Below are 24043 nucleotides of genomic sequence, written 5' to 3'. Positions count from 1 at the left end.
GCTGATATGATCAAGGCAGTAATTTTTGATTTGGATGGAACCCTAATCCAGACAGAGGTATTAAAAGCTAGTTCGTATGCCATAGCGATTAATGAACTGACTCAAAACGAAGTGGAAAAAGAACACGTTTTGGATGTTTTCTACCAATTTGTAGGTTTATCACGACTAGAGGTAGTCAGTGGGCTAACAAACCATTACCGTAATGAATTGACCAATCACCTAGAGACAAAAAACCTTTCGATTGTTCACGAAAAACTGATTGAAAGAAGATTGAAGATATACAGGAAAATCCTTGATGACACTGAACTCTTGTCCAATCATTTCTGTTCATTTACCCTTGGTTTGTTCCATAGATTGTATGCCGAAGAATATACCCTAGTCCTCGCAACAATGTCCCATCTTCCGGAAGCCAAAAAAGTCACCCAAACCATGGGTATTTTTGACAAATTCAATTTAGTGCTCACTCGAGATGATGTCGAACAAGGAAAACCAGAACCCGACATTTATAACAAAGCAAAAAATATTCTAGGATTAAAATCCGAAGAATGTCTGGTAATTGAAGATTCGGCCAATGGCATAAAGGCTGCCCAAAATGCTGACATGTCCGTTTTTGCAGTTACCAATGATATTACCAGAAAGTCGGTTCATGATTGTAATCTTTTGGAACCCAAGTTCATCGTGGATGAGCTTCAAGAATTGGAATCTAGAGTATTTAGTTTTATTAGGAGTCTTCGTATGGAAGATTAAGATGTTTTACTTGCGCCAAGGCGCATTCTTGTAAAAAGCAGTCTTGGAATTTCGCTCCCTATTTTTAAGCAGTAGATGAGTTTCATCCATTTCCCGAGCCCTGTACCCCAATAAATGGAAGAAAGACTTCGCAAAAAAACGGGCGATTCTTTTATCCAAAACCAAAGTTTCCTTCTTTGATGAAGCCCAACGCACCCCAGGTAAGTGGGATAACCATCCGTCAACTTTAAGTTTCCTCAGGTATTTGGACAGCCAAAGATAAAACAGAGGGATTCTTCTTATAAAATAGAAGCCCTCATATCCCTTGTCTTGATATAGGGGCATAAAAATCTGTCTTCTTTTATCCGTTTTTATTAGTCCATTTCCGTTCATTGCAATTGACATGCCTTTGGGTACAGATTGAAAATTAACAAACCCGGGAAGCATTTTGAAAGAGGCTCCCTTTTGGATTAAGTGCTGATAATAAATCTCAAAAAAGCGTTGGGGCGCTTCAGTATACTGTTGAAGCTTTGCTTTTATTCCTTTAAGTTCAACTTTCTCCATAGGAGTAAAACCTACAAGCCCAAGTGTATATTCAATAAAGTGAAAAGCGCTCACAATGGCCTTTTCATCAGAGTGTTGTCCACTTTCAAAACCGAAGGCAACATGTCCCATTTCGTTTATATGACTTAACAAAGCACCAGTAAGGTATTCTTCAATACCCAATATTACAGGCAAAGGGTAATTTGAGGTAAAACTTCGGTTTAGCAAGCTATCGTTCATCACTATAAAAGGTTCCGTTTCCCCAGAAGTTGTATGCAAATCAATAAAATAAAAGGGTGGGCTCAACCCATTAATAATTTGCTCAATAAGGGAATGAAGTTCGACCATTTCTTCCTCTTCGGCGTTTAAGGTTCTAGAAGTTTCTTTTTGTGCCCCCAATTGATTTGGAAGCCAAATTCTATTCAGATCCTCATCAATAAAACGAACGCCTTCTTTCAGGGCTTTTAGATTCCCTGTTACTCCAATAAATTCACCGGAAAGAGATTCCTTGCTTCCTTGCAGTTTTTCAAACACCTGTCTTAAAGCAATTACTCCGGCAGGTTCATTTCCATGGATTCCTCCAAAAAACACGACCGTTGGACCATCTTTGGCTCCCTTTAAATGGCCAATAACACGATGTACATTTTCTGTGATGGAAGTATAAGAATTGGAATGCTGGGTCATCAAACTAAATCAGATTTACTTAGAATTCCAACGATAGTTTTATCTAGAACAATGGGAAGGCAACCTATTTCATGCTTTTCTAGGATAGCGCTGGCACTTTCAATCTTTTCATCCGGAGCTACTGATACTATCTTAGTTATCATAACATCTGCAACGGTTGTTTTTTCGAAATCAATTGATTTGTCCAAAGATTCCAGATAACTCCATGTAAGAAGTCCAACCAATTCGCCTTGATCATTTTCAACTGGAATGTGATGGATTTGATTCCATTCCATAATGGCCATGGCCATACTTACATAATCATCCTCATAGAGTTTTAGCACATGAGAGGTCATGATTTCTTTGACCAGTTTTGGTTTTCTCTTGATTTCTTGCAAGTCAATATCTTTCCAAAGGTGAATAGGAAGGTTTTTCGATTGGTTCTCCACCATATGCTTTGTCAACAAAACCAAAGACTTATCTGTTCTGTATCTTTTTTTCAGTTCTCTTATATTGGTCACTTGCCATTGTTCGCCAGTCCTTCCGTTGGTTCTGGCTTCAATTATGCCCAAAAGCCGTTCGACATCCTGATCATCAATCCCACATCTATGCAATCCTTTGTACGCTATGGGAAGTAATTTGTTCAAAACCAATTTTTTGGCACTGTAAGCTTCTCCACACCAAGAAAAAAGTGTTTCCTTACCTGTACGGGCCGCCTTTATAAAATTGGTCTTGGCTGATTTAAAATCCATCTGGGAAGGCATATCGTCAAAGGACTTTGGCCTCCCTTTCATCAATCCCACCCAAAATGCAAAGTTTGCCATTTCATCCAATACCGATGGGCCTGAAGGTATATATCGATTCTCTATTCGAAGATGTGGCTTTCCACCTCCTACACCATAACAAGGTCTGTTCCATCGGTAGACTGTACCATTGTGCAAGCATAGGGCTGGCAGCTTAGGAACTCCTCCACTTTTAACTATATCCAAGGAATTTTCCTCAATATGTTTCGTCAATAGAATTCTATGTTTAGAAATATCTTTCTTGAAAATCTCCGCAACGCTACCGGTTTCCCAGTCATCACCAAATCCTACTCTGGGTGTCTGATTTTTAAGGGCATACGCTGTTTTTCGGGTATCCAGACTCTGCTGAAAAAGAGCAATACGGGTTTCTTTCCAAAGTTCCCGGCCCATGAGCATGGGCGAATTACAACATACCGAAAGTACCGGGCCGGCAATGGCCTGGGCCCAATTATAGCTCGAGATAAAATCGTGTGTGGGTATTTGCAGATGGAGTTGAAAGCTTGTATTGCAGGCTTCAAACATTACCGAATCATGTTTTAAAAACAACTCGTCCACCCCTCGAATCTTCAAGTTGAAATCCCCTCCCTTATACGCTTTGAGCATATCGTTCAAGGCAAAATATCTGGGTATTGGAGTTAGGTAGTCCAACCCTACCTCTTTTTTTCCAATGGTTGGTAAAATGCCTGCCAATAGCAGATTGGCTCCCATACCATCCGCCTTTTCAGCAGCTTTTTGCAACAAATTTCGCAGCTGGTCCTCTACCAAGCTAAAACAGTTCCCTTTGAGTTCAAAAGGGTCCAGATTTATTTCAATATTATAATTAGCCAATTCTGTGGTAAAATGGTCATCATCAATAGCGTCAAGTAATTTTAGATTCACACCATATGGCCTATATTCCTCATCAATAAGACAAAGCTCCTGTTCGGCCCCTATACGTACTACATTATCTTCAAAACTTCCATTTTCTAAGAGCAACCCCAGAGCCTTTATGTCATCGATAAGGTGTTGCGCAAAAGCCATTCGCTCCGTGGTATTCTGAGAGCGCTGTTTTATCATTTCACCCATGGTATAACTACTTGACAAACAAAGCTAACCATCCAATACTGATGAAAACATGACAATTATCAGCCCCAGTGGTTGGAACTTAGCCAAGTACTTTCTAATACCAATGATACAGGTAATTTATCTAGCCACTAGTTCATCTCCTGTATCCGTAAAGTGAAAACCTGCATCCGTTAATTTGAATCAAAATTAAGCAAGTCGTCGTTTTACATTTGTACAGCAATTACGTCTCGATTTTGGTTTTTGTCAATCAATTAAAAGACTAGTAGTTAGTAATGCACTTTTGGATTGTTTGGTCAAAAAAGTGTTTAGTTTAGTTGAGGTTTCCATTGCACCAAGGAATAAAAATTCCTTGGTGACAATGGTTTTTTGTTTAGAGTCCTATCAAACTAAAAAAAACCAACTAGAGTTACTGCTCGATTTCTCAATTTCAAAACCACACGGTTAAGCCAAACAACCAATCCATCAATTGAAAACCTTGTTACATGGATTTGACCCATCCAGCAAACCCTATTTGTCTTCTATTTGCTACGTTTTTAAGTCTGTCAAGACTATATCAATAAACAATCTTAAACCAAGGATCATGATTTTTAAACCAAGAACTACGAATTTTAAAAAATTGCTTCTCCACATTATTCTTTTGTATTGTGGCATTGCCAATTCCCAATCCTATGTTGGGTACTTAACGGACAATTACAATGGAGTCCATGGAGTACTTTCCAATCCAGCAAACATTGCTGACTCAAGAATGAAGTTGGACATTAATCTTATAGGAATCAGTGCTTTCTTCGGAAATGATTATATAGGGGTAAATCTAAGTGATGCATTTGATGATATTGATGTCGTCTTTGATGAAGCCAATAAAACACCCAATCAAAACAATTTTTTAGCAAATAACCTTGATATACTAGGCCCCTCCTTCATGTTAAGTTTAAATGAAAAAAACTCTATAGCCTTATATTCGAGAGCTCGCACATTTTTCAATTTATACGATGTGAACGGAGAAATTATAGATAAGGAAGGTGGCTTTAATGAAGACGAAAACTTCTTTATTAATGAAGGAGATATTTCGGGTGCAATAAATGTTTGGACTGAGTTCGGATTCACATACGCTAGAACCTTACTTGATAAAGAAGAACACTTTTTAAAAGGGGGAATCACCCTAAAATATCTCGTGGGCGTACAAAATGCATACATACAAGGACAAGATATAACACTGGACTATGATGCCAATACCCGTTCAATTACCACTTCTGGCCAGTTGACCTATGGAGAATATGATTTCAACACCGGTGTTGACTTTGATAATTTTCTCGAATCAGGTAATGCAAATGGCTTCGGGTTTGATTTAGGTTTGGTCTATGAATGGAGACCAGAAAACGAAAATACCGATAAATTGATAAGAAATGGAAAATCCGTTGCCAATAGAGGGGTTAATAAATACAAATTGAAGTTCGGGGCATCAGTGACAGACATATCAAAAATCAATAATCGTGACGGTTTTAATGAAGTATACGATTTGAATACGACCCAAAGCATCGATAATTTTGATGGACAGGATTTAGAAGAGGCTATCAGAAACAATTTCGACTTGATTAGTTCACAAAACAGCCCTGTGGATTCCAATTTACCTTCTGCGCTTCATGCAAATGTTGACTGGAACATCAATTCATTGTTTTACTTAAACCTTAATACAGATTTGTCTCTGATCAAAGCAAATAAGCTTAACTCAAACCGTATCTTAAATGAAGTATCCCTCTCCCCTCGCTTAGAAAGCAAATGGATAAGCGTTTATTCTCCTTTACGCATAGTTGAAGATATAGGTTTTTTATGGGGAGCTGGCCTAAGGGCCGGACCCCTATACATAGGCTCAGGGTCAATACTTAGCTCTTTAATCGGAAATGATACAAAATCTCTTGACTTATATGCAGGTCTTAAAGTTCCGATATATCAGAAAGCACTAAGAGATAAAGACAATGATGGAATTGAAGATAAGTCAGATAACTGCCCCAAAATAGCAGGGCCAATAGAAAATAATGGATGCCCTTGGGAAGATAGGGACGAAGACGGTGTGTTAGATAAAGACGATGACTGCCCAGACACCAAAGGTCCAGAAGAAAACAATGGTTGTCCTTGGAAAGATACAGACAAAGATGGTGTCTTGGATAAAGACGATGATTGTCCAAATGTATTTGGCAAACCAGAACTCTATGGATGTCCAGATAAAGATAATGATGGGATTAGGAATCGAGAAGATAGATGTCCCGAAATTGCAGGTAAAATAGAGAACAAAGGGTGTCCAGATACTGATGGGGATTCACTAGTTGACTTAGATGATAAATGCCCAACAGTTTTTGGAACAAAAAAAAACAATGGATGTCCAGAAGTCACAGAAGAAGTTCAAAAGCAGTTGAACGATTATGCCAGAACCATTCTTTTTGATACTGGAAAAGCAACTATCAGGACAGAGTCCGTTGCCACTATAGTGGATATCATACAAATACTAAACGAGTATCCATCGGCTATTTTTACAGTAGAAGGCCATACAGATAGTGTAGGAAGTAGTTCCAGTAATCAAAAACTGTCTGAAGCAAGAGCTAATTCCGTTCGTACTTTCTTAATTGATAAAGGTATCGCTAGCAATAGACTAAAAGCAATTGGTTTTGGGGAGGAAAAACCTATTGCCAGTAATTCAACACGTAGTGGAAGAAAACAAAATCGAAGAGTAGAAATCAACTTGACAAAATAGCTATCTGTTCTCATTGCTTTAATTGGATTAGCTACCAACATTCTTCATGAGACTTTTAGCAAAACTGCCTAAGCAATGCTTAGGCAGTTTAATCTAAATCAACCAAACATCAAATGTGGTCATTAGCAAACTGTTTTATCTGGGTTTCGATCACAACATAAACCATCGAGCAAAATACTTGATGGTTTTTTAGATTTTGTCTCTCTTATGGTTTTGAGCTAATATTCCTGTTAAAATATTGTAGTTGAAGGAAGTATAAAATTCTTTATTGCCTCAGCCAATGCATTCGTCAATTCTCAACAGCTATTGATGAATTCATAAAACAATATCCGAAACTCTTTTCCTTCTTTTATAATGGATATCTCTTTAGAAGAGTAATATCCAAACCCCAAATCTTTAGCCTATGACCAAACTTTTACTTTTCCTATTCACTAAACCTAAAGCTGAAAAAGAATTTTTAGTTAACAAATTCATTCGTTTTTACCAACCCTTACTGGCTATCCTACTTCTACTGGTCAACCAACAATCCTTTGGGCAGATTGAGGTAGATACTTGGTATAGTGCAGATAGGGCCATAAATACTCCTTCACCAGATGGTCAACTACAATTATACACACCATTTGCCCCAGCAGATGGAACCCCTGTAACGACTTGGTACGACCTTGTTGATTTTCCAGGACCAACAAATAAACAAGATGCAGTCCAGCATCCTTCAGACCCAGCGCATTATCCAAATCCTTGGAACGCTGCCATTAATCCAGGTTTTCAACATTCCTTTGGAGCTCCACCCTTTCTCAACCCAATTGGTACCGTACCGGGTATACCTACTTTGCGCAGAAATAATATGAATTTTAATCCTGCCTTGGAATTTGATGGAAGTGGAGACGGAGAAGCCCTGCATACCCGTCCTATCTCTAGGGGAGAGTTAACCATTTTCGTTGTGTTTAGAGCTCGTGGTTTAGGTAGCTCAGCAGAAACCCAACGGCTTCTCTACGGAGGAGATATAGATACCCATCATAGCACTACAACCAATCTTTCATTGGGAATTGCAACTGGTGATCGGTTTTCAGTAGGCAGGACTTGGAATGGGGGTGACTTTTTTGAGAGTGGTGGAATAAATCTTATGAATCGTCCAACAGTTGGTGTTTTTACCAGAGATGTTGTAGAACCCTTGGGTACAGAAGAAGAAATCCTGGCAACAAGAGTAAACGGTCTACCGGACATCTTTGAAATAAGAAATCATGGTCTAGCGGAAAATGACCTTTATTTGTTCAACCGCTTAGGAAAACACTTTAATAGTAACGATTCCAATAGGAATTTGACTGGTTTTATCGCAGAGGTTTTAGTTGCTGATGGTCCATTAGATACAAATTCAATACAGCGTGCTGAAAGTTACTTGGCTATTAAATATGGTATAACTCTTAATAGTGCAGGTTCATTGGGAAGTATTGTGGGCAACCAAGGATACCAATATCTTGCTGCCGACGGAACGCTAATCTGGGACCCTGCTATAAATCCTGCATACCGATTTGATATTGCAGGACTGGCAAGAGATAGATATCGAGATAACAATGGTGCTTCTCCTGACCTAAGATACAATCTACATCAACGTATTGCCAAAAGCGAAAATGATGAGGCTATTGTCTCCATGTCCACCGATTCTAACTTCTCAGTTGACAATTTAAATCAAACAAGACCTGAAATTGAAAATGCAACCTTTGGTATATCACTTTTCTCTTACCGTCATAATTACCTAATCTGGGGCAATAATCGTGCAAGTTTAAGTTCCACGAATGTAGAACTACCTCCCTCAGGTGATATTACCTTAAGAATTTCACGAGAATGGAAAGTTCAAAAAACAGTTTCTACAGGAGTCACACCTATTTCAGGAGTAAGCATACGGGTAGATCTTTCAGGTTCCGACATTCTAACTAATGATGCATGTGGCATCCAACTGATGATAGATCGAGATGGAGATGGAGATTTTACTACAGGAATGATTGACTATGTAACAGCCTCAAGCGTAGCAGGGTCAGATGCCTTTTTTGATAATGTTGATCTAGAACATTTGGATGTTTTCACCATTGGTTTTGGAGACTTTGAAACACCAACTGCAAGTAATCCTCCAACAATAGATGTTTGCGGAACTTTACCTGCACCTGATCCCTTAGTAGTGACTGATGAAGATGACAATTGTGCAGTTCTATCTGTAGTACATGTAGGCGATTTTTCATTGGGAGGAACAAATCCTGAAATAATTGCACGTACTTACAGAATCACTGATACTTCAGGCAATAGTACGGATGTCACTCAAACAATAAATGTCTATCCACAGCCCGATGCAGGGAGCGACGGGGCCATAGCCATCTGTACAACGGGCGGCGCGGCGACCGACCTCCAGGCCGCACTCAACGGAACACCCGACTCCGGGGGCAACTGGGCCGATGACGACGCAACGGGAGCTGACCTGACAGACCCCGCCAACGTGGACCTGTCCGGGCTCGCTCCGGGAACCTACGATTTCACATACTCATTCGCTGCCGTAGCGCCATGCGCAGCAGCACAGGCAACCGTCACGGTTACCGTCACCGACCAGCCCGATGCAGGGAGCGACGGGGCCATAGCCATCTGTACAACGGGCGGCGCGGCGACCGACCTCCAGGCCGCACTCAACGGAACACCCGACTCCGGGGGCAACTGGGCCGATGACGACGCAACGGGAGCTGACCTGACAGACCCCGCCAACGTGGACCTGTCCGGGCTCGCTCCGGGAACCTACGATTTCACATACTCATTCGCTGCCGTAGCGCCATGCGCAGCAGCACAGGCAACCGTCACGGTTACCGTCACCGACCAGCCCGATGCAGGGAGCGACGGGGCCATAGCCATCTGTACAACGGGCGGCGCGGCGACCGACCTCCAGGCCGCACTCAACGGAACACCCGACTCCGGGGGCAACTGGGCCGATGACGACGCAACGGGAGCTGACCTGACAGACCCCGCCAACGTGGACCTGTCCGGGCTCGCTCCGGGAACCTACGATTTCACATACTCATTCGCTGCCGTAGCGCCATGCGCAGCAGCACAGGCAACCGTCACGGTTACCGTCACCGACCAGCCCGATGCAGGGAGCGACGGGGCCATAGCCATCTGTACAACGGGCGGCGCGGCGACCGACCTCCAGGCCGCACTCAACGGAACACCCGACTCCGGGGGCAACTGGGCCGATGACGACGCAACGGGAGCTGACCTGACAGACCCCGCCAACGTGGACCTGTCCGGGCTCGCTCCGGGAACCTACGATTTCACATACTCATTCGCTGCCGTAGCGCCATGCGCAGCAGCACAGGCAACCGTCACGGTTACCGTCACCGACCAGCCCGATGCAGGGAGCGACGGGGCCATAGCCATCTGTACAACGGGCGGCGCGGCGACCGACCTCCAGGCCGCACTCAACGGAACACCCGACTCCGGGGGCAACTGGGCCGATGACGACGCAACGGGAGCTGACCTGACAGACCCCGCCAACGTGGACCTGTCCGGGCTCGCTCCGGGAACCTACGATTTCACATACTCATTCGCTGCCGTAGCGCCATGCGCAGCAGCACAGGCAACCGTCACGGTTACCGTCACCGACCAGCCCGATGCAGGGAGCGACGGGGCCATAGCCATCTGTACAACGGGCGGCGCGGCGACCGACCTCCAGGCCGCACTCAACGGAACACCCGACTCCGGGGGCAACTGGGCCGATGACGACGCAACGGGAGCTGACCTGACAGACCCCGCCAACGTGGACCTGTCCGGGCTCGCTCCGGGAACCTACGATTTCACATACTCATTCGCTGCCGTAGCGCCATGCGCAGCAGCACAGGCAACCGTCACGGTTACCGTCACCGACCAGCCCGATGCAGGGAGCGACGGGGCCATAGCCATCTGTACAACGGGCGGCGCGGCGACCGACCTCCAGGCCGCACTCAACGGAACACCCGACTCCGGGGGCAACTGGGCCGATGACGACGCAACGGGAGCTGACCTGACAGACCCCGCCAACGTGGACCTGTCCGGGCTCGCTCCGGGAACCTACGATTTCACATACTCATTCGCTGCCGTAGCGCCATGCGCAGCAGCACAGGCAACCGTCACGGTTACCGTCACCGACCAGCCCGATGCAGGGAGCGACGGGGCCATAGCCATCTGTACAACGGGCGGCGCGGCGACCGACCTCCAGGCCGCACTCAACGGAACACCCGACTCCGGGGGCAACTGGGCCGATGACGACGCAACGGGAGCTGACCTGACAGACCCCGCCAACGTGGACCTGTCCGGGCTCGCTCCGGGAACCTACGATTTCACATACTCATTCGCTGCCGTAGCGCCATGCGCAGCAGCACAGGCAACCGTCACGGTTACCGTCACCGACCAGCCCGATGCAGGGAGCGACGGGGCCATAGCCATCTGTACAACGGGCGGCGCGGCGACCGACCTCCAGGCCGCACTCAACGGAACACCCGACTCCGGGGGCAACTGGGCCGATGACGACGCAACGGGAGCTGACCTGACAGACCCCGCCAACGTGGACCTGTCCGGGCTCGCTCCGGGAACCTACGATTTCACATACTCATTCGCTGCCGTAGCGCCATGCGCAGCAGCACAGGCAACCGTCACGGTTACCGTCACCGACCAGCCCGATGCAGGGAGCGACGGGGCCATAGCCATCTGTACAACGGGCGGCGCGGCGACCGACCTCCAGGCCGCACTCAACGGAACACCCGACTCCGGGGGCAACTGGGCCGATGACGACGCAACGGGAGCTGACCTGACAGACCCCGCCAACGTGGACCTGTCCGGGCTCGCTCCGGGAACCTACGATTTCACATACTCATTCGCTGCCGTAGCGCCATGCGCAGCAGCACAGGCAACCGTCACGGTTACCGTCACCGACCAGCCCGATGCAGGGAGCGACGGGGCCATAGCCATCTGTACAACGGGCGGCGCGGCGACCGACCTCCAGGCCGCACTCAACGGAACACCCGACTCCGGGGGCAACTGGGCCGATGACGACGCAACGGGAGCTGACCTGACAGACCCCGCCAACGTGGACCTGTCCGGGCTCGCTCCGGGAACCTACGATTTCACATACTCATTCGCTGCCGTAGCGCCATGCGCAGCAGCACAGGCAACCGTCACGGTTACCGTCACCGACCAGCCCGATGCAGGGAGCGACGGGGCCATAGCCATCTGTACAACGGGCGGCGCGGCGACCGACCTCCAGGCCGCACTCAACGGAACACCCGACTCCGGGGGCAACTGGGCCGATGACGACGCAACGGGAGCTGACCTGACAGACCCCGCCAACGTGGACCTGTCCGGGCTCGCTCCGGGAACCTACGATTTCACATACTCATTCGCTGCCGTAGCGCCATGCGCAGCAGCACAGGCAACCGTCACGGTTACCGTCACCGACCAGCCCGATGCAGGGAGCGACGGGGCCATAGCCATCTGTACAACGGGCGGCGCGGCGACCGACCTCCAGGCCGCACTCAACGGAACACCCGACTCCGGGGGCAACTGGGCCGATGACGACGCAACGGGAGCTGACCTGACAGACCCCGCCAACGTGGACCTGTCCGGGCTCGCTCCGGGAACCTACGATTTCACATACTCATTCGCTGCCGTAGCGCCATGCGCAGCAGCACAGGCAACCGTCACGGTTACCGTCACCGACCAGCCCGATGCAGGGAGCGACGGGGCCATAGCCATCTGTACAACGGGCGGCGCGGCGACCGACCTCCAGGCCGCACTCAACGGAACACCCGACTCCGGGGGCAACTGGGCCGATGACGACGCAACGGGAGCTGACCTGACAGACCCCGCCAACGTGGACCTGTCCGGGCTCGCTCCGGGAACCTACGATTTCACATACTCATTCGCTGCCGTAGCGCCATGCGCAGCAGCACAGGCAACCGTCACGGTTACCGTCACCGACCAGCCCGATGCAGGGAGCGACGGGGCCATAGCCATCTGTACAACGGGCGGCGCGGCGACCGACCTCCAGGCCGCACTCAACGGAACACCCGACTCCGGGGGCAACTGGGCCGATGACGACGCAACGGGAGCTGACCTGACAGACCCCGCCAACGTGGACCTGTCCGGGCTCGCTCCGGGAACCTACGATTTCACATACTCATTCGCTGCCGTAGCGCCATGCGCAGCAGCACAGGCAACCGTCACGGTTACCGTCACCGACCAGCCCCTGGCTGACGCTCTGGCGAATGTGGTCAACTGTGGACCCTACCAACTGCCCCCCCTTTCCGAAGGCAATTATTTCAATGCCCCCAACGGAGGGGGAAGCGCGCTCTCGCCGGGCGACATCATAAACGCATCCACCACCCTCTACGTCTTCAGTCCTGCAAACGGGTCCTGCCCGGCCGTGGACAACAGCTTTGACATCACCATAAACTCATTGTCCATATCACTTGATATAAGCCATGAATCCTGTTGGGAAAGCGGAGATGGGTTTGTTGAAATAACAGTAGAAAATGGTGTAGGACCATACAATATTCAAATGAGTTCTGGGCAAGTTGAGATATTTCAAAATGAAACTTTTACAATTAATGAATTAGACCCAGGAAATTATTCATTCAGTATTATTGACAGCAATGGATGTCAAACTATGACAGAATTTGACATTCTTCCTGGGGGACCTAATCTTGACGCCTTAATAGAGCCTGTATACTCTTGTGAATCAGGATTTCTCAATAATTCCATCATGGTCAGTCTTGCTAATCCATCAATAAGTCCAAATGTTTTATATGCACTTGATTCAACTGAATTGAATGATTTTGTGCTTACTCCTGAGTTTGAGAATATTACTGTTGGAAATCATTTCTTATCAATTTTACATACCAATGGTTGTTTAACAATCATTCCTTTTACGATTGTAGAAACAACTCCAGTTGAACTCAATTTAATCAATTCAAATATGAATGAAATAACTGCCAATGTTTCTGGTGGGGCTCCACCTTATACTTACTTCTTTGAAAACCAATCCGGAACTTCCAACAATGTGTTTTCTATTGATAGGAGTGGAACATTTGTAGTTCGTGTGTTGGATGGAAATGGTTGTGAAACTATAGAAACCATCACTTTGAATTTTACCGATATCGAAATACCCAACTTCTTCACGCCAAACAATGATGGTCAAAACGATTTTTGGAGACCACGAAATATTTTTCCCTATCCAGATATTGAAACATTCATTTTTGATAGGTATGGCAGAAAAATAAAGATAATGGGAGCATTAAACGAAGGTTGGGATGGAATGTATGAGTCAAAACCGCTACCCTCTGGAGATTACTGGTATGTAATACAATTGAATGATGGTAGTGGACGTGAATTTGTAGGACATTTTACCCTATACAGATAATCCAAGAGACAATGAAAAAAATAGTGTTCTTACTAACCATTTTTTGCAGTATAACCTTAAAAGGTCAAGAATTGACAATACCCCAATTATCGCAATATCTTTCTGATAATCCTTTTCTAATGTCACCTGCCTATGCTGGAATTGGGAATTACGTAAAAGTACGTATGAATGGATTGAGTCAATGGATTGGTATTCCAGATGCACCTGACACCCAATCATTTTCTGCAGATGTACGTTTGGGAAATCGGTCTGGAATAGGACTCTTGCTATATAATGATTCAAATGGTGAAACCAAACAGAGAGGAAGCAGGATTTCATTTGCCCATCATTTGACCATCGATCAATACGATAATCATTATTTCTCAATGGCCCTTTCTTTCAATTTGAATCAATTTAGAATTGACATTGAAAATTTTCAAGAAAACAATGATTTAGCAATAACCGACGATAGGGCATCCAGTAATCCGAATTTTGATTTGGGTACCCTTTATAGAAAGGGAAACTTTTATCTAAGTTTAAACGTAGCGAATATTCTGAATAAGGATTTTGAAAAGTTTAATTTTCTTTTTGAACCTAATATTTTAAGAAACTATTTTCTGTACTCCGGTTATAAAATCAGAAAAACAAGGCGTTCAGATTTTGAAATGGAACCCTCTGTTTTTTTCCAATACTTTGAAAGTGATGGCCGTTCGGTAACTGACCTAAATATGAAGTTTCGTCTATATGACTTCATAGATTATTACTACGCCGGAATAACTTATCGCTTTTTAAATGACCAAGTGGCACAACCTCTTTATGTAGCACCAATTCTTGGACTTAAAAAAGGAAGCTTCTACTTTGGATACTCCTATCAAGTAATTCTCAATGAGTTGCTCGGATATTCAAGTGGGACGCACGTAGTTACCTTGGGTATAGACCTATTTCAAGGTATATCAAATTGTACATGTACTTATTAAAAAATAAACACAAATTAGATATGAATATAGCTTGCAAAAAAATAGCTTTCAGATTAACACTTACAACAGTTCTTGGATTTCTTGGCTGTAGTGACGATACCAAAAATGATTTGGGTTCTTCAGAAGAAACCCAAATTGTTTCTGCCAATACTTCCGAAACCATACTTAGAATACAAATCGACAACTACGAAATTCCGGTTTATTTATCAATCCCAGAAGGGTGCCAAGGCCAGGTTATGCCTGCTGTTGTCGTAATGCATGGTTCTGATGGTATGTGGACCAATAGAGACCCAAATTCTGAAACCATGTCTGGACAATTTAAAGAATGGCAAAACATTCTAGCTGAAAATTGTATAGTTGGTGCCTTTGTTGATAGTTATTCAGGAAGAGGTGTTACTACCAGAACTGGAAAATGGAGAGAGCTTCCTGATAATTTTAAGATAAGCGCCCAATTTGAAAGACCCAAGGATGCAAATGCAGTGTTATCCTTGCTTCAAAACTTGAATTATGATGATGGAAGTCCGGTGGTAACTCCTGAGAAAATTGCTCTTTTAGGCTTTTCTGATGGAGGTAGTGCTGTTGCAGCTTCAATGCTGGACACAGATAGGGTTCCTGTTGATTTTGAGTGGACACAAAGTCAAAATGGAAAAGAATATACCTTATCCAATGGGGTGTTACCTCCCCAAAAAAAACCAAAAAATGGATTTTCAGGAGCTGTTTTCTACTATGGCGGCTCTGTTGGCTATAACTATTTTGGCAAACATCCTTGTGGTTCAAATACCGATGGAAATGTATTCTATCCCTATGCTCCAATGCTATTTCAAATTCCATCCAATGATCCTTTAACCGAAAATACTCTCTGCTTTGTGGATATGCTAAAAACAAAAGGAGCCCCCGTAGAATCATATTATTACGAAGGTGTTGATCATGGATTTGATTTTGATGGTCTTCCTGAAAGTATTTTGGCCAGAAAAAGAACAATTGAATGGTTTAAAGAACTATGGTCAAACTAAGTAATCTTATGACCAAAAGAAATAACAAGGACGGCTAAAAGCCCTTTACAAAGCTGTCTTCGCACATCATCCTCCACAAGGGCAATGTTCCATATTATCAACCTTCAAATCCAGGAAGGAACAAATCAATCTCAAGAATTTGAATCAAAACTGAGACCAGGAATTTGGTCTCAACTAAATATTTAATACGGAACCACTATGAAAAATAATTTTTTAGAAAAATGGATTTTAGATTTAGTAAAATCTGAATACGAGGTAGGCAATATTTCCAAAAACGCAACCTACAAATTCAAAGAACAAAAAGATGATTTTGTTGAAGTGACGGTTGAATGGATAAACGGAGAAAATGTTGAATGCAAGACTGTTTATAGGGCAAGAGCATTCGGAGAGAAAAACCATATAGGACAAAATGAGATCTTGAATGATCCTATTTTTAAAATGGAAAAGTACTATACTTTGGAGATTCATACTTATATAGACCATATAAAAAGAAGTTACAGTACTAGAAAAATAGTTGACTACGATGTGAAAAACGTAATCGGTCAGTTGAATCATTTAGAGGAAATTAAAAAAATGGGAATCCCGGATTAGAAACCCAACGCTAATAAACATAGCTATATGTCTTATGTTATTTGCATCATCAGTATAAAGAGCGAAACTAGTGTTAAAAGGGTACGTGATTCATCGAAAAAAAATGCATTTCATCCTAAATACTTTATTCATCAATTAAGAAGGCTGTTCCACACATTTCCATAGTAGGGAACCAACAATTATAGGTTACTTTATTTGGAATTAAAGATGCTTTACCACTCTAAAATAAAGAAAAATGCAACTTACAATAATAATATGGACCCTTATTTGTGCTACGATAATAATAGCTTATCCTATTTTCCTTTACAATAGATCCTCCAGTATTCGCTACTCCAAAAAAGACGATAAACGCTTAATGTTAGAGCATATCAAACTTTTCACTTTCGATTTAAGAGACAGACCTTTGGGATGGTCTTGCACTCTTGAAATTCCTGAATTGACTCAAGATGTTTTATATGACACTACAGTTTTGTTTTATCTAGAAACGGAAGAAACATGCCTTAAACTTCCTGTAAACAATGAAACATTGGGATACACAGCCAATGTCTTCAAAAACATAGGAAAAGTATATCTAACATTTAAATGTATTAAAGATGGCGTGTCCAATTATAACGCTCCTATGTGCCACCTTAAATCATTGAAAATGCTGATTGTTAAATCTGATAACTTTCATCTTAAAAGCAACTCGATTTATAGTCAGAAAAAGTATCCCCTTCATTACATTTTAAAAACCAAAGGGATAAACATTCACGATTATGAAGAAACTTTGGAATATTTGAGTAATTTCTGTGAAATTGATTTTAAGGGTTATCATAGAAATCGAATATCTCCATTACCCAAAAATCAACCGGTACTAGATACTTCTTCGGAACTCGGAACTTCTAAAGAAAATCCCAAATATTCAGCTTTGATAATATAGAAAACTTTCATGTTTCAAATTTTCCTCCAAAGACGGAATCCTATTTTTGGATTCCGTTTTTTTCATGTATTCGCATGGGTTATTTCAACCCTTCAACAACAGGTTAATAAAATGATTGTTGCGTTTGAAAACTTAGAACTACCGAACCCAAAATCTTTTATACTACATGAGAAATAGAAGATAGTATTATAAAAATCTGTCATTTTGGATTGTTAAATGTCATTCATCAATTGAAAACATACAACCGTCAATTTCAACCTCATTAGTCTAAAGAAAAAAAGAAATTAGCACTGACTTTTTTAAACAATAAGTCACAATCTGAGGTCATCTAGGCTAATCGACCTCCCTAAACAATAGAATGAAGATAGTTCCAATTAAGAACTTAATAAGTATAGGTTGGGCCGCTGTATTTTTCTCCTGTCCCGTTTCTTGGTGTGGTGTCAATGGAGATAGCAGTGGCCTTTTTTTTAGTCTGCTTGTATCATCTAACTTAAACACTCCCCAATCAATTTATAAGTCATGAATTCTAACCCTGTATTCATCAAATGGAAACGGTAAACCGTCAACTCTTACCAAAACAATGAACAGAGAGTGTCTACTTTTGAAACGTAAACCTAAAAGTCTTTTTAGAATGGAATTTCATGAACTATCAATCGGAGAAGAAAAAGTACTAGCAAAAGGCTAATTTTTAACAAACGGTCAATAAATGACACTCTAGGAATACTTAAAAAAGTATAATCAGAATTCAATATTACAATAAAGAGTAAGATAAAAGGTTGGACTTGATTACCAAATCCATTAACATATAAAATACCTACCGCAAACACTTTTGGACCGAGCCTAAGACGAGTATGGGGTTATGCTGCGTAAGGCCCATATACAAAAGAAAAAAGCGGTAGGTTTCTTTTTAAAAGTATAAGCCTTTCTTCAGAAGTTAGATGTCAGTGCATACTTTATTATGTTCTTTCAAGAAAATCCACAAAAAACTATAGAAATAACCCATTTTAGGATTTGACAAAACGTTTTAAAGACCTAGTTTATATTTTTTTCATTTAGTATTGTTAAAAAAATGATTTAATCATAAATACCCAAGTCAATCTAAAAGTTGTATCTTTTTAAGTACTAGGAATAAAACTCTTAACCATTTGTTTTGTTTGCTAGAGCCTCCAGAAACCAAGCTGTTCTTAAGCCATAAATAAACATATCAGGATTTCAGTAAATAAAAGAAATGCCATAAAACCAAGACAAGCATTAAAACATTAGCAGCATAACATCACACCATGGTATTAAAAGTAATAATAGTAGAAGATGAAAAACACAGTAGGGAAACTTTAAAAACACTTTTGGAGGAATTCTGTGAAGATGTAAAAGTACTTGCAACAGCTGCTTCTGTGCCTGAAGCGGTCAAGGTACTTTCTATATTTAGTCCCGATGTAGTTTTTCTAGATATTGAGCTGCAACCTGGCGAAGGTTTTGATATTCTCAATCAGATTGAACATCCAGACTTTGAAGTGATTTTTACGACAGCTTTTGAAAAATATGCGCTAAAGGCAATCAAGTTTAGTTCATTGGATTATCTCTTGAAGCCCATTGACCTGGAAGAGTTAAAAGAAGCTGTGGACAAAGCAAGGAGTAGAATGGATACCAGCATTTACAGACAACAGATTGAAACCCTAATGCTTAATCTAGGAGAAGGGGCGCAAAAACAGGAAAAGATATGTTTAGCCACAACTGCAGGTATGGAGTTCATCCTCATTCGAGATATTATCTTATGTAAGGCAGACGGTTCATATACTTCATTTACCCTAAAAGATGGAAGCAGTCTTTTGGTAAGCAAACACCTCAAAGAGTATGAAAATCTCTTATCCGACCATCAATTTATGCGGGTTCACAACAGTTACTTGATAAATCTAAAAGAGGTAAAAAAATATATTAAATCAGATGGAGGCTACATAATAATGAGCAATGACATGCATGTAAGTATCTCCCCGAGAAAGAAAGAGGACCTCTTGGATTCAATGAAAAGACTTTAACGTAGTTATAAACTTTTAGGCCTACAAACACCTCCCCTTCTTTGGGGCAAAAACATAGGTTGTGTTTCCCTGTTTCCATTTACCTGCAGCTAAATTTTGAATGTTTATTGGATAATACGTTTTCTGGCCAAAAGCATCTGTTACCTCTAGATAAAAAGCATTCTGATACTCCAAGACCTGCCAACTTCCAGAGTTTTTGGCCACCCCAGCACCGCTGGCCCGATTATTTCTATTACTTGTATTTTGGGTTCCCTTTACATTAAAAGACCCTTCGTAATCATAATAGTACGTACCATCTTCACAAAAATCTACATAAGTGATAGCACTGGAACTTGAATCAAGCGCCACGGACGACTCTGTATAAATCACTAACTGACCATTGTCAATATATTCCTTCAACCTCATAAGATTATCTACTGATTGAGCCAGTAAAAAAGATGGAAAAAACAATATCCCCAAAAACATTTTTATAACAACAGATTTCATCACAAATTGTTTTGAATTGAAATTAAATAATAAATACAAAGGGGAAACTTATGGTAAAACTAAAAATATACCTTTTTGAAATTGGAATCTGTTCTACAAACTACTTTATAACTTTTTTAACGCAACAAGGGCAGCGCTATTCCCGGCCGTCTTTCTTCTCAACAAGTCCTTTAGTAAACTCATTTAGGGCTTCAACTTTTTCTTCAAAATCTCCCTTGAGGGTTTTACGGTACTCATTAAGGTTTTTAACTAAATCGTCTATTCGTTCCGGCAGCACATCTTCAAAAAATTGCCTCAACCGTTTGGCGGTGGTTGGTGATTTACCGTTTGTAGATATAGCAATCTTCACATTGCCCTTGGTAACTATACCTCCCATATAAAAGTCACAAAACGGTGGGTTGTCCGCCACATTGACCAGTAAACTTCGTTCCCTGCAATCACGATATACTTCTTCGTTTACTTCTACTTTGTCCGTACAGGCTAGTACCATATGCTTGCCTTCTAAATAACTCTTGTTATATACATCATGAGTAATTTCCACCTGATGGTTTTTAGCCAAATTAAGAGTAGCTTCCAAATATTCAGGCGCAATCATTTGCACTTTCGCCCCAGGGCTTGATTTTAATAAGAAAGATAGTTTTTCCAAACCCACATTACCTCCACCTACAATGAGTACGTTCAGGTTGGAAACTTTCAAAAAAACCGGATATAACTCATTTCGTTCTTCCATATCATCCTTACTTTTCTTAAGCCATGCCAAGATAGAAAGAAATGCTATTTTTTTATAACCTTCCCATCACTCGACAAATCTTGTCTGATTATCTCAGCCTCTCCCTTATAGAAAAGTTTGCTGTCAGAATTTGCTGTTACATCTATGGTGTTTGAAACCGTAAGGTACGCTTCACTATCTGAGGTAAGTATGATTTTTAAATTTTCTACCTGCAAAGCATAATTTTCCATTCTACTATCCGATGAAAGCGTTGCATCTAATTTTGTGATAGTGCCCATTACATCCATTTCACTATCAGAAGATAACTTGACATTAACTTCATCAATTGCAACCTCACCATCCAATTGAGCGCCAGAGGAAAAATCCATACGAGCATTTTTAGCGTCAAGATAGAGGGTAGCTTTACTATCTGATGAAGCACTCAGTTCAAAATCATCTGTGGTCACATCCCCATCAAAATAGGCGTCAGAACTGAGTTGAATTGATGTTGAAGATGCGTTTAAAGGAGCATCCAGAAAAATTGAAGCGTCAGAAGAAGCTTTAAACTCAGTTATGCTCTTTGCATTGATAAATAGATTCAAGGTTTCTTTTCCTTTGATATTCACATTGTTCTTTACTTTAACCGTTAACTTTCCATTCCGTTCAAAGACATCTATCTTATCAAACAGATTGCTATTTGCTTCTATACGGATGCTCTGTTCTGCATCCGAAAAGTTAATGTATGCCTTAAAGTCCGTGGCTACCTCTAAAGCGGTAATTTCGTTAAAATCATAGTTACGGGTAGATACCTCATCCGAGACCCTTACAGTTTCTGTGGAGCAGGATATAGCCAAAAGGGCTACTACCCAAATCCAATTGGTTTTAATTAATTTCATCTTGTTTTGTTTTTAGGATTGTTTATCTGAAGATTACCGAAGTCCATTCAAATGGAACAACCTGCCAATCTCCGGCACCTTGTTGTTTAAATACTTGATTGTTTTCAGAAAATACCCGTATGGCAACAATTGGGATACTTCCCAAACTTCTTTCCTCTTTCATTGGTCCAAAGTTTTCTTATATCGGTTTCTTCCCATATTGAAGATTCCCAACTTGATACCCACCTGACTGGTAAATCCATTTATGCGGTCAATAGGACTGTCCGTTAACTCGATTTCACTAGAGAAACGGTATTTTACACCAGCTTCAATCTGTACAAATCTTGATATATTAAAGAGTGCACTTACCCCCGGTTCCAACACAAACACAGCATCAACATCATCGTCATCAATATCAATGTCTACATCATTGTCAATATCATCACGACTTACATACCCCACGGCCCCACCTCCAATAAAAAGTGGAAATGATAGACTCACCCTGGATCTTCCAAAAAGAATGGGTTCCAAGTGAAAACCGGCATAGCCTCCTACCAAATCATCGTTTTCTCCGGACCGTGGATTGAAGATATCTTGACGGGAGTACAATCCCTTTGCCAAAAACCCTACTTCAAATTGCCGGTTGGCCACATAGGCTATCTTAAAGCTGCCCACGTAGGTATCTTCTCCTTCAATTTCACCATACCCCATGGCAATACCCAGATAAACACCATGCACCACATTCCTTCGGTCATTAAAAGTGATATATTTCTCATCATCGTCTTGAGCCTTTGTAAAAAGCCCAAAAAGCAGAAAGATTAAAAGTGGAATTGTTGTTTTTTGATTGTTCATTTTGCTTAGTGTATTGATTGATTTTTTCTAAAGACAACCCAACTTTTAAAAGGTTGCATTTCTTTTGACTCTTTTAATCATTTATTGTTACAATTCCTTTGATTCCATTTATAGATATGAGTCCTGCATTATCTTCGCCATAGGTTGCCTCAATTTCTCGAAGTCTTCTACCCTTGTCTAATACTTTAGAGTTTACATTCTCAAAACTTTTGGGTAAACGAACTACACCTTGCTCCAAAGTAGCTCTAAACCGATGGGAAAAGCCAGATACATTTAAGGTTATTTCGGAAGATTCTTGCTCAAATGATATCTCTGATTGGGGTTCAATGAACTGGGTTATCCGAAAATCAGCAATCTTGGTATCCAAATTAACTTCCTTCATCAAACGTTGAATATTTAGGGTACTGAACTTTAGGGTACCGTATACTGAACCAATCTCAGCTATGGCAATGTCATCTTTGTTTGAATAGATTTCCAGGGTCTTCACTGAAGTAATGTCCATATCGGTTCCACTACTATTCAGGCGAAGACTATTGGAGTTTTCCATTTCCAACTCTCCATTTTTAAGATACAAACTAGCATATTCCAAATCTTGCGTTCGGACTTTTCCAAATTTTAAGATCACATCCGCCTTATTGAGGTTTTCCGTTACCCACAAATCCCCGTGTTCCACTAAGGCATTCAGAGGTCCACTCCATCCTTCTATTATAACATCACCAAATCTATTGGTTACGCGGAGTTCTGCTTTGGAAGGCATAAATACTTCATAATCTATCTGCACATGGCTGCGGTCAAAATCCACTGGGTTTGTCTTATTAAAAAAATCGGCAAACCAGCCCGTGTTCTTTTTTCTAATCTTGGAAACCACGCCCACATAATTGGAACCTGATTTAAACTCGGGATTGATTCGACTTAGTAGACTTTGGGCATTATCCTTTTTTCTATGGTTCACACGTATGGAGACCTTAATGGCCACCTTATCCTGTTCCCATCCAGTAACATCTATGTTTCCATATTTGTTCTCTATCTGAAGTTCTCCGGCATTGGAAAGTTCAAAACTCCTTTCTACGGTTTTGGATACCCTTTCCTGCGCAGTTCCCAAGTATGCTGAAAACAGCATGAAAACCATCCAAAATGCTATTTTATAATGTGTATCCATACTCTTTATCCACTTTTTTAGAATCGTTAATCTGTCTCAATAAATTTTCAATAAGCTCTATTCGCTTTTTATAGTTGGCAACTATGGCTTCCAATACCTGTTCGTTGTCCAAGTTGCTTCCCATCTCTTCGCGAAGTGCCTCGTATTCCAAATCCAACTCATCCATGAAAGACAAAAACTCAACTTTATCCTCTTCGGTAAGGTTAGGGTTCTTTCGGACCAATTCCACCTGATAGGACACCAGATTTTGATAGTGCATATCAATATCCATCAACTCTTTGGAAACGTATTGGGTTTCATTGGAGTTCACTCCTAATGAAGACAAAAAGATTATTCCAGCAAGACCAAATAAAAGAACTACGCTTGCAGCAACTCGGAAAGCCGGTCTTCTCCAGAGCGGAATTACCTTTGGTTCCTCTTTCTGGAGCTCTGTCGAGATATTGGCCCAGAGTTTCGCATCGATCTGCTTTGTGCTCAT

At 42.1% G+C, this 24043-nt stretch carries 17 protein-coding genes; 8 read left to right on the top strand and 9 right to left on the bottom strand.

The genetic code is table 11. The features are described from left to right. The first annotated feature begins 6 nt into the window (after nucleotides 1–6). The gene (locus tag ACOKFD_RS15400) at nucleotides 7–747 is read left to right on the top strand and encodes an HAD family hydrolase (protein ID WP_422858731.1); all 741 of its coding nucleotides are present in this window, start codon (nucleotides 7–9) and stop codon (nucleotides 745–747) included. Nucleotides 748–753: 6 nt separating this feature from the next. Here ACOKFD_RS15400 and ACOKFD_RS15395 read toward each other — a convergent pair whose 3' ends face one another. Further along, the gene (locus ACOKFD_RS15395; RefSeq protein ID WP_422858730.1) at nucleotides 754–1953 is read right to left on the bottom strand and encodes a succinylglutamate desuccinylase/aspartoacylase family protein; all 1200 of its coding nucleotides are present in this window, start codon (nucleotides 1951–1953) and stop codon (nucleotides 754–756) included. Further along, a complete protein-coding gene (locus ACOKFD_RS15390) occupies nucleotides 1953–3800 on the bottom strand; it encodes a CBS domain-containing protein (RefSeq protein ID WP_422858729.1) in 1848 nt (615 codons plus the stop codon). The genes ACOKFD_RS15395 and ACOKFD_RS15390 overlap by 1 nt, the downstream gene beginning before the upstream one ends. Before the next feature lie 580 nt (nucleotides 3801–4380). On the opposite strand from ACOKFD_RS15390, the gene ACOKFD_RS15385 reads away from it, so the two are divergent. From ACOKFD_RS15385 to ACOKFD_RS15355, 7 genes are all read left to right on the top strand, one after another. Continuing rightward, complete coding sequence (locus ACOKFD_RS15385) at nucleotides 4381–6546, top strand: DUF5723 family protein (protein WP_422858728.1); 2166 nt, start codon at nucleotides 4381–4383, stop codon at nucleotides 6544–6546. Between the two features lie 403 nt (nucleotides 6547–6949). After that, nucleotides 6950–13972: a T9SS type B sorting domain-containing protein gene (locus ACOKFD_RS15380; protein WP_422858727.1), complete on the top strand. Its 7023-nt coding sequence runs from the start codon at nucleotides 6950–6952 to the stop codon at nucleotides 13970–13972. A gap of 11 nt (nucleotides 13973–13983) precedes the next feature. Then, nucleotides 13984–14928, top strand: a complete 945-nt coding sequence (locus ACOKFD_RS15375) for a PorP/SprF family type IX secretion system membrane protein (RefSeq protein ID WP_422858726.1) — start codon at nucleotides 13984–13986, stop codon at nucleotides 14926–14928. Between the two features lie 20 nt (nucleotides 14929–14948). Beyond that, nucleotides 14949–15941 (top strand): dienelactone hydrolase family protein, encoded by a 993-nt coding sequence (locus ACOKFD_RS15370; protein ID WP_422858725.1) that lies wholly within the window; start codon nucleotides 14949–14951, stop codon nucleotides 15939–15941. A gap of 198 nt (nucleotides 15942–16139) precedes the next feature. Then, entirely contained in the window at nucleotides 16140–16532 is a 393-nt protein-coding gene (locus ACOKFD_RS15365) for a hypothetical protein (protein ID WP_422858724.1), read from the top strand. Nucleotides 16533–16767: 235 nt separating this feature from the next. Continuing rightward, nucleotides 16768–17451 carry a hypothetical protein gene (locus ACOKFD_RS15360; protein WP_422858723.1) on the top strand — a complete coding sequence of 228 codons (684 nt, stop codon included), beginning with the start codon at nucleotides 16768–16770 and terminating at the stop codon, nucleotides 17449–17451. Between the two features lie 1280 nt (nucleotides 17452–18731). Next, nucleotides 18732–19484 (top strand): LytR/AlgR family response regulator transcription factor, encoded by a 753-nt coding sequence (locus ACOKFD_RS15355; protein ID WP_422858722.1) that lies wholly within the window; start codon nucleotides 18732–18734, stop codon nucleotides 19482–19484. Nucleotides 19485–19505: 21 nt separating this feature from the next. Here the strand turns inward: ACOKFD_RS15355 and ACOKFD_RS15350 are convergent, their stop codons facing one another. The 7 genes from ACOKFD_RS15350 to ACOKFD_RS15320 form a co-directional block, all read right to left on the bottom strand. Continuing rightward, the gene (locus ACOKFD_RS15350; protein ID WP_422858721.1) at nucleotides 19506–19970 is read right to left on the bottom strand and encodes a hypothetical protein; all 465 of its coding nucleotides are present in this window, start codon (nucleotides 19968–19970) and stop codon (nucleotides 19506–19508) included. 136 nt (nucleotides 19971–20106) lie between these two features. Then, nucleotides 20107–20700 (bottom strand): precorrin-2 dehydrogenase/sirohydrochlorin ferrochelatase family protein, encoded by a 594-nt coding sequence (locus ACOKFD_RS15345; RefSeq protein ID WP_422858720.1) that lies wholly within the window; start codon nucleotides 20698–20700, stop codon nucleotides 20107–20109. A gap of 44 nt (nucleotides 20701–20744) precedes the next feature. Further along, on the bottom strand, nucleotides 20745–21575 hold the full coding sequence (locus tag ACOKFD_RS15340) for a GIN domain-containing protein (RefSeq protein ID WP_422858719.1): 831 nt from the start codon (nucleotides 21573–21575) through the stop codon (nucleotides 20745–20747). A 22-nt stretch (nucleotides 21576–21597) separates the two neighbouring features. Then, a complete protein-coding gene (locus ACOKFD_RS15335; protein WP_422858718.1) occupies nucleotides 21598–21738 on the bottom strand; it encodes a hypothetical protein in 141 nt (46 codons plus the stop codon). Further along, nucleotides 21735–22406, bottom strand: coding sequence for a hypothetical protein (locus ACOKFD_RS15330; protein WP_422858717.1), 672 nt, complete (start codon nucleotides 22404–22406; stop codon nucleotides 21735–21737). Before ACOKFD_RS15330 ends, ACOKFD_RS15335 begins: the two co-directional genes overlap by 4 nt. A 73-nt stretch (nucleotides 22407–22479) precedes the next feature. Further along, nucleotides 22480–23565: a hypothetical protein gene (locus ACOKFD_RS15325; protein WP_298995111.1), complete on the bottom strand. Its 1086-nt coding sequence runs from the start codon at nucleotides 23563–23565 to the stop codon at nucleotides 22480–22482. After that, a complete protein-coding gene (locus tag ACOKFD_RS15320; RefSeq protein ID WP_422858716.1) occupies nucleotides 23549–24043 on the bottom strand; it encodes a hypothetical protein in 495 nt (164 codons plus the stop codon). Before ACOKFD_RS15320 ends, ACOKFD_RS15325 begins: the two co-directional genes overlap by 17 nt.

The sequence above is a fragment of the Flagellimonas ulvae genome (assembly GCF_049333175.1).
In the GTDB taxonomy this organism is placed as follows: domain Bacteria; phylum Bacteroidota; class Bacteroidia; order Flavobacteriales; family Flavobacteriaceae; genus Flagellimonas.
Note: the sequence above shows the minus strand (reverse complement) of the source record. Positions and strands in the feature narration are given on the sequence as shown.

Coding starts and splice junctions, on each gene's coding strand:
- ACOKFD_RS15400 (WP_422858731.1), top strand. CDS start 7: ATGATCAAGGCAGTAATTTTTGATTTGGATGGAACCCTAATCCAGACA.
- ACOKFD_RS15395 (WP_422858730.1), bottom strand. CDS start 1,953: ATGACCCAGCATTCCAATTCTTATACTTCCATCACAGAAAATGTACAT.
- ACOKFD_RS15390 (WP_422858729.1), bottom strand. CDS start 3,800: ATGGGTGAAATGATAAAACAGCGCTCTCAGAATACCACGGAGCGAATG.
- ACOKFD_RS15385 (WP_422858728.1), top strand. CDS start 4,381: ATGATTTTTAAACCAAGAACTACGAATTTTAAAAAATTGCTTCTCCAC.
- ACOKFD_RS15380 (WP_422858727.1), top strand. CDS start 6,950: ATGACCAAACTTTTACTTTTCCTATTCACTAAACCTAAAGCTGAAAAA.
- ACOKFD_RS15375 (WP_422858726.1), top strand. CDS start 13,984: ATGAAAAAAATAGTGTTCTTACTAACCATTTTTTGCAGTATAACCTTA.
- ACOKFD_RS15370 (WP_422858725.1), top strand. CDS start 14,949: ATGAATATAGCTTGCAAAAAAATAGCTTTCAGATTAACACTTACAACA.
- ACOKFD_RS15365 (WP_422858724.1), top strand. CDS start 16,140: ATGAAAAATAATTTTTTAGAAAAATGGATTTTAGATTTAGTAAAATCT.
- ACOKFD_RS15360 (WP_422858723.1), top strand. CDS start 16,768: ATGCAACTTACAATAATAATATGGACCCTTATTTGTGCTACGATAATA.
- ACOKFD_RS15355 (WP_422858722.1), top strand. CDS start 18,732: ATGGTATTAAAAGTAATAATAGTAGAAGATGAAAAACACAGTAGGGAA.
- ACOKFD_RS15350 (WP_422858721.1), bottom strand. CDS start 19,970: ATGAAATCTGTTGTTATAAAAATGTTTTTGGGGATATTGTTTTTTCCA.
- ACOKFD_RS15345 (WP_422858720.1), bottom strand. CDS start 20,700: ATGGAAGAACGAAATGAGTTATATCCGGTTTTTTTGAAAGTTTCCAAC.
- ACOKFD_RS15340 (WP_422858719.1), bottom strand. CDS start 21,575: ATGAAATTAATTAAAACCAATTGGATTTGGGTAGTAGCCCTTTTGGCT.
- ACOKFD_RS15335 (WP_422858718.1), bottom strand. CDS start 21,738: ATGAAAGAGGAAAGAAGTTTGGGAAGTATCCCAATTGTTGCCATACGG.
- ACOKFD_RS15330 (WP_422858717.1), bottom strand. CDS start 22,406: ATGAACAATCAAAAAACAACAATTCCACTTTTAATCTTTCTGCTTTTT.
- ACOKFD_RS15325 (WP_298995111.1), bottom strand. CDS start 23,565: ATGGATACACATTATAAAATAGCATTTTGGATGGTTTTCATGCTGTTT.
- ACOKFD_RS15320 (WP_422858716.1), bottom strand. CDS start 24,043: ATGAGCACAAAGCAGATCGATGCGAAACTCTGGGCCAATATCTCGACA.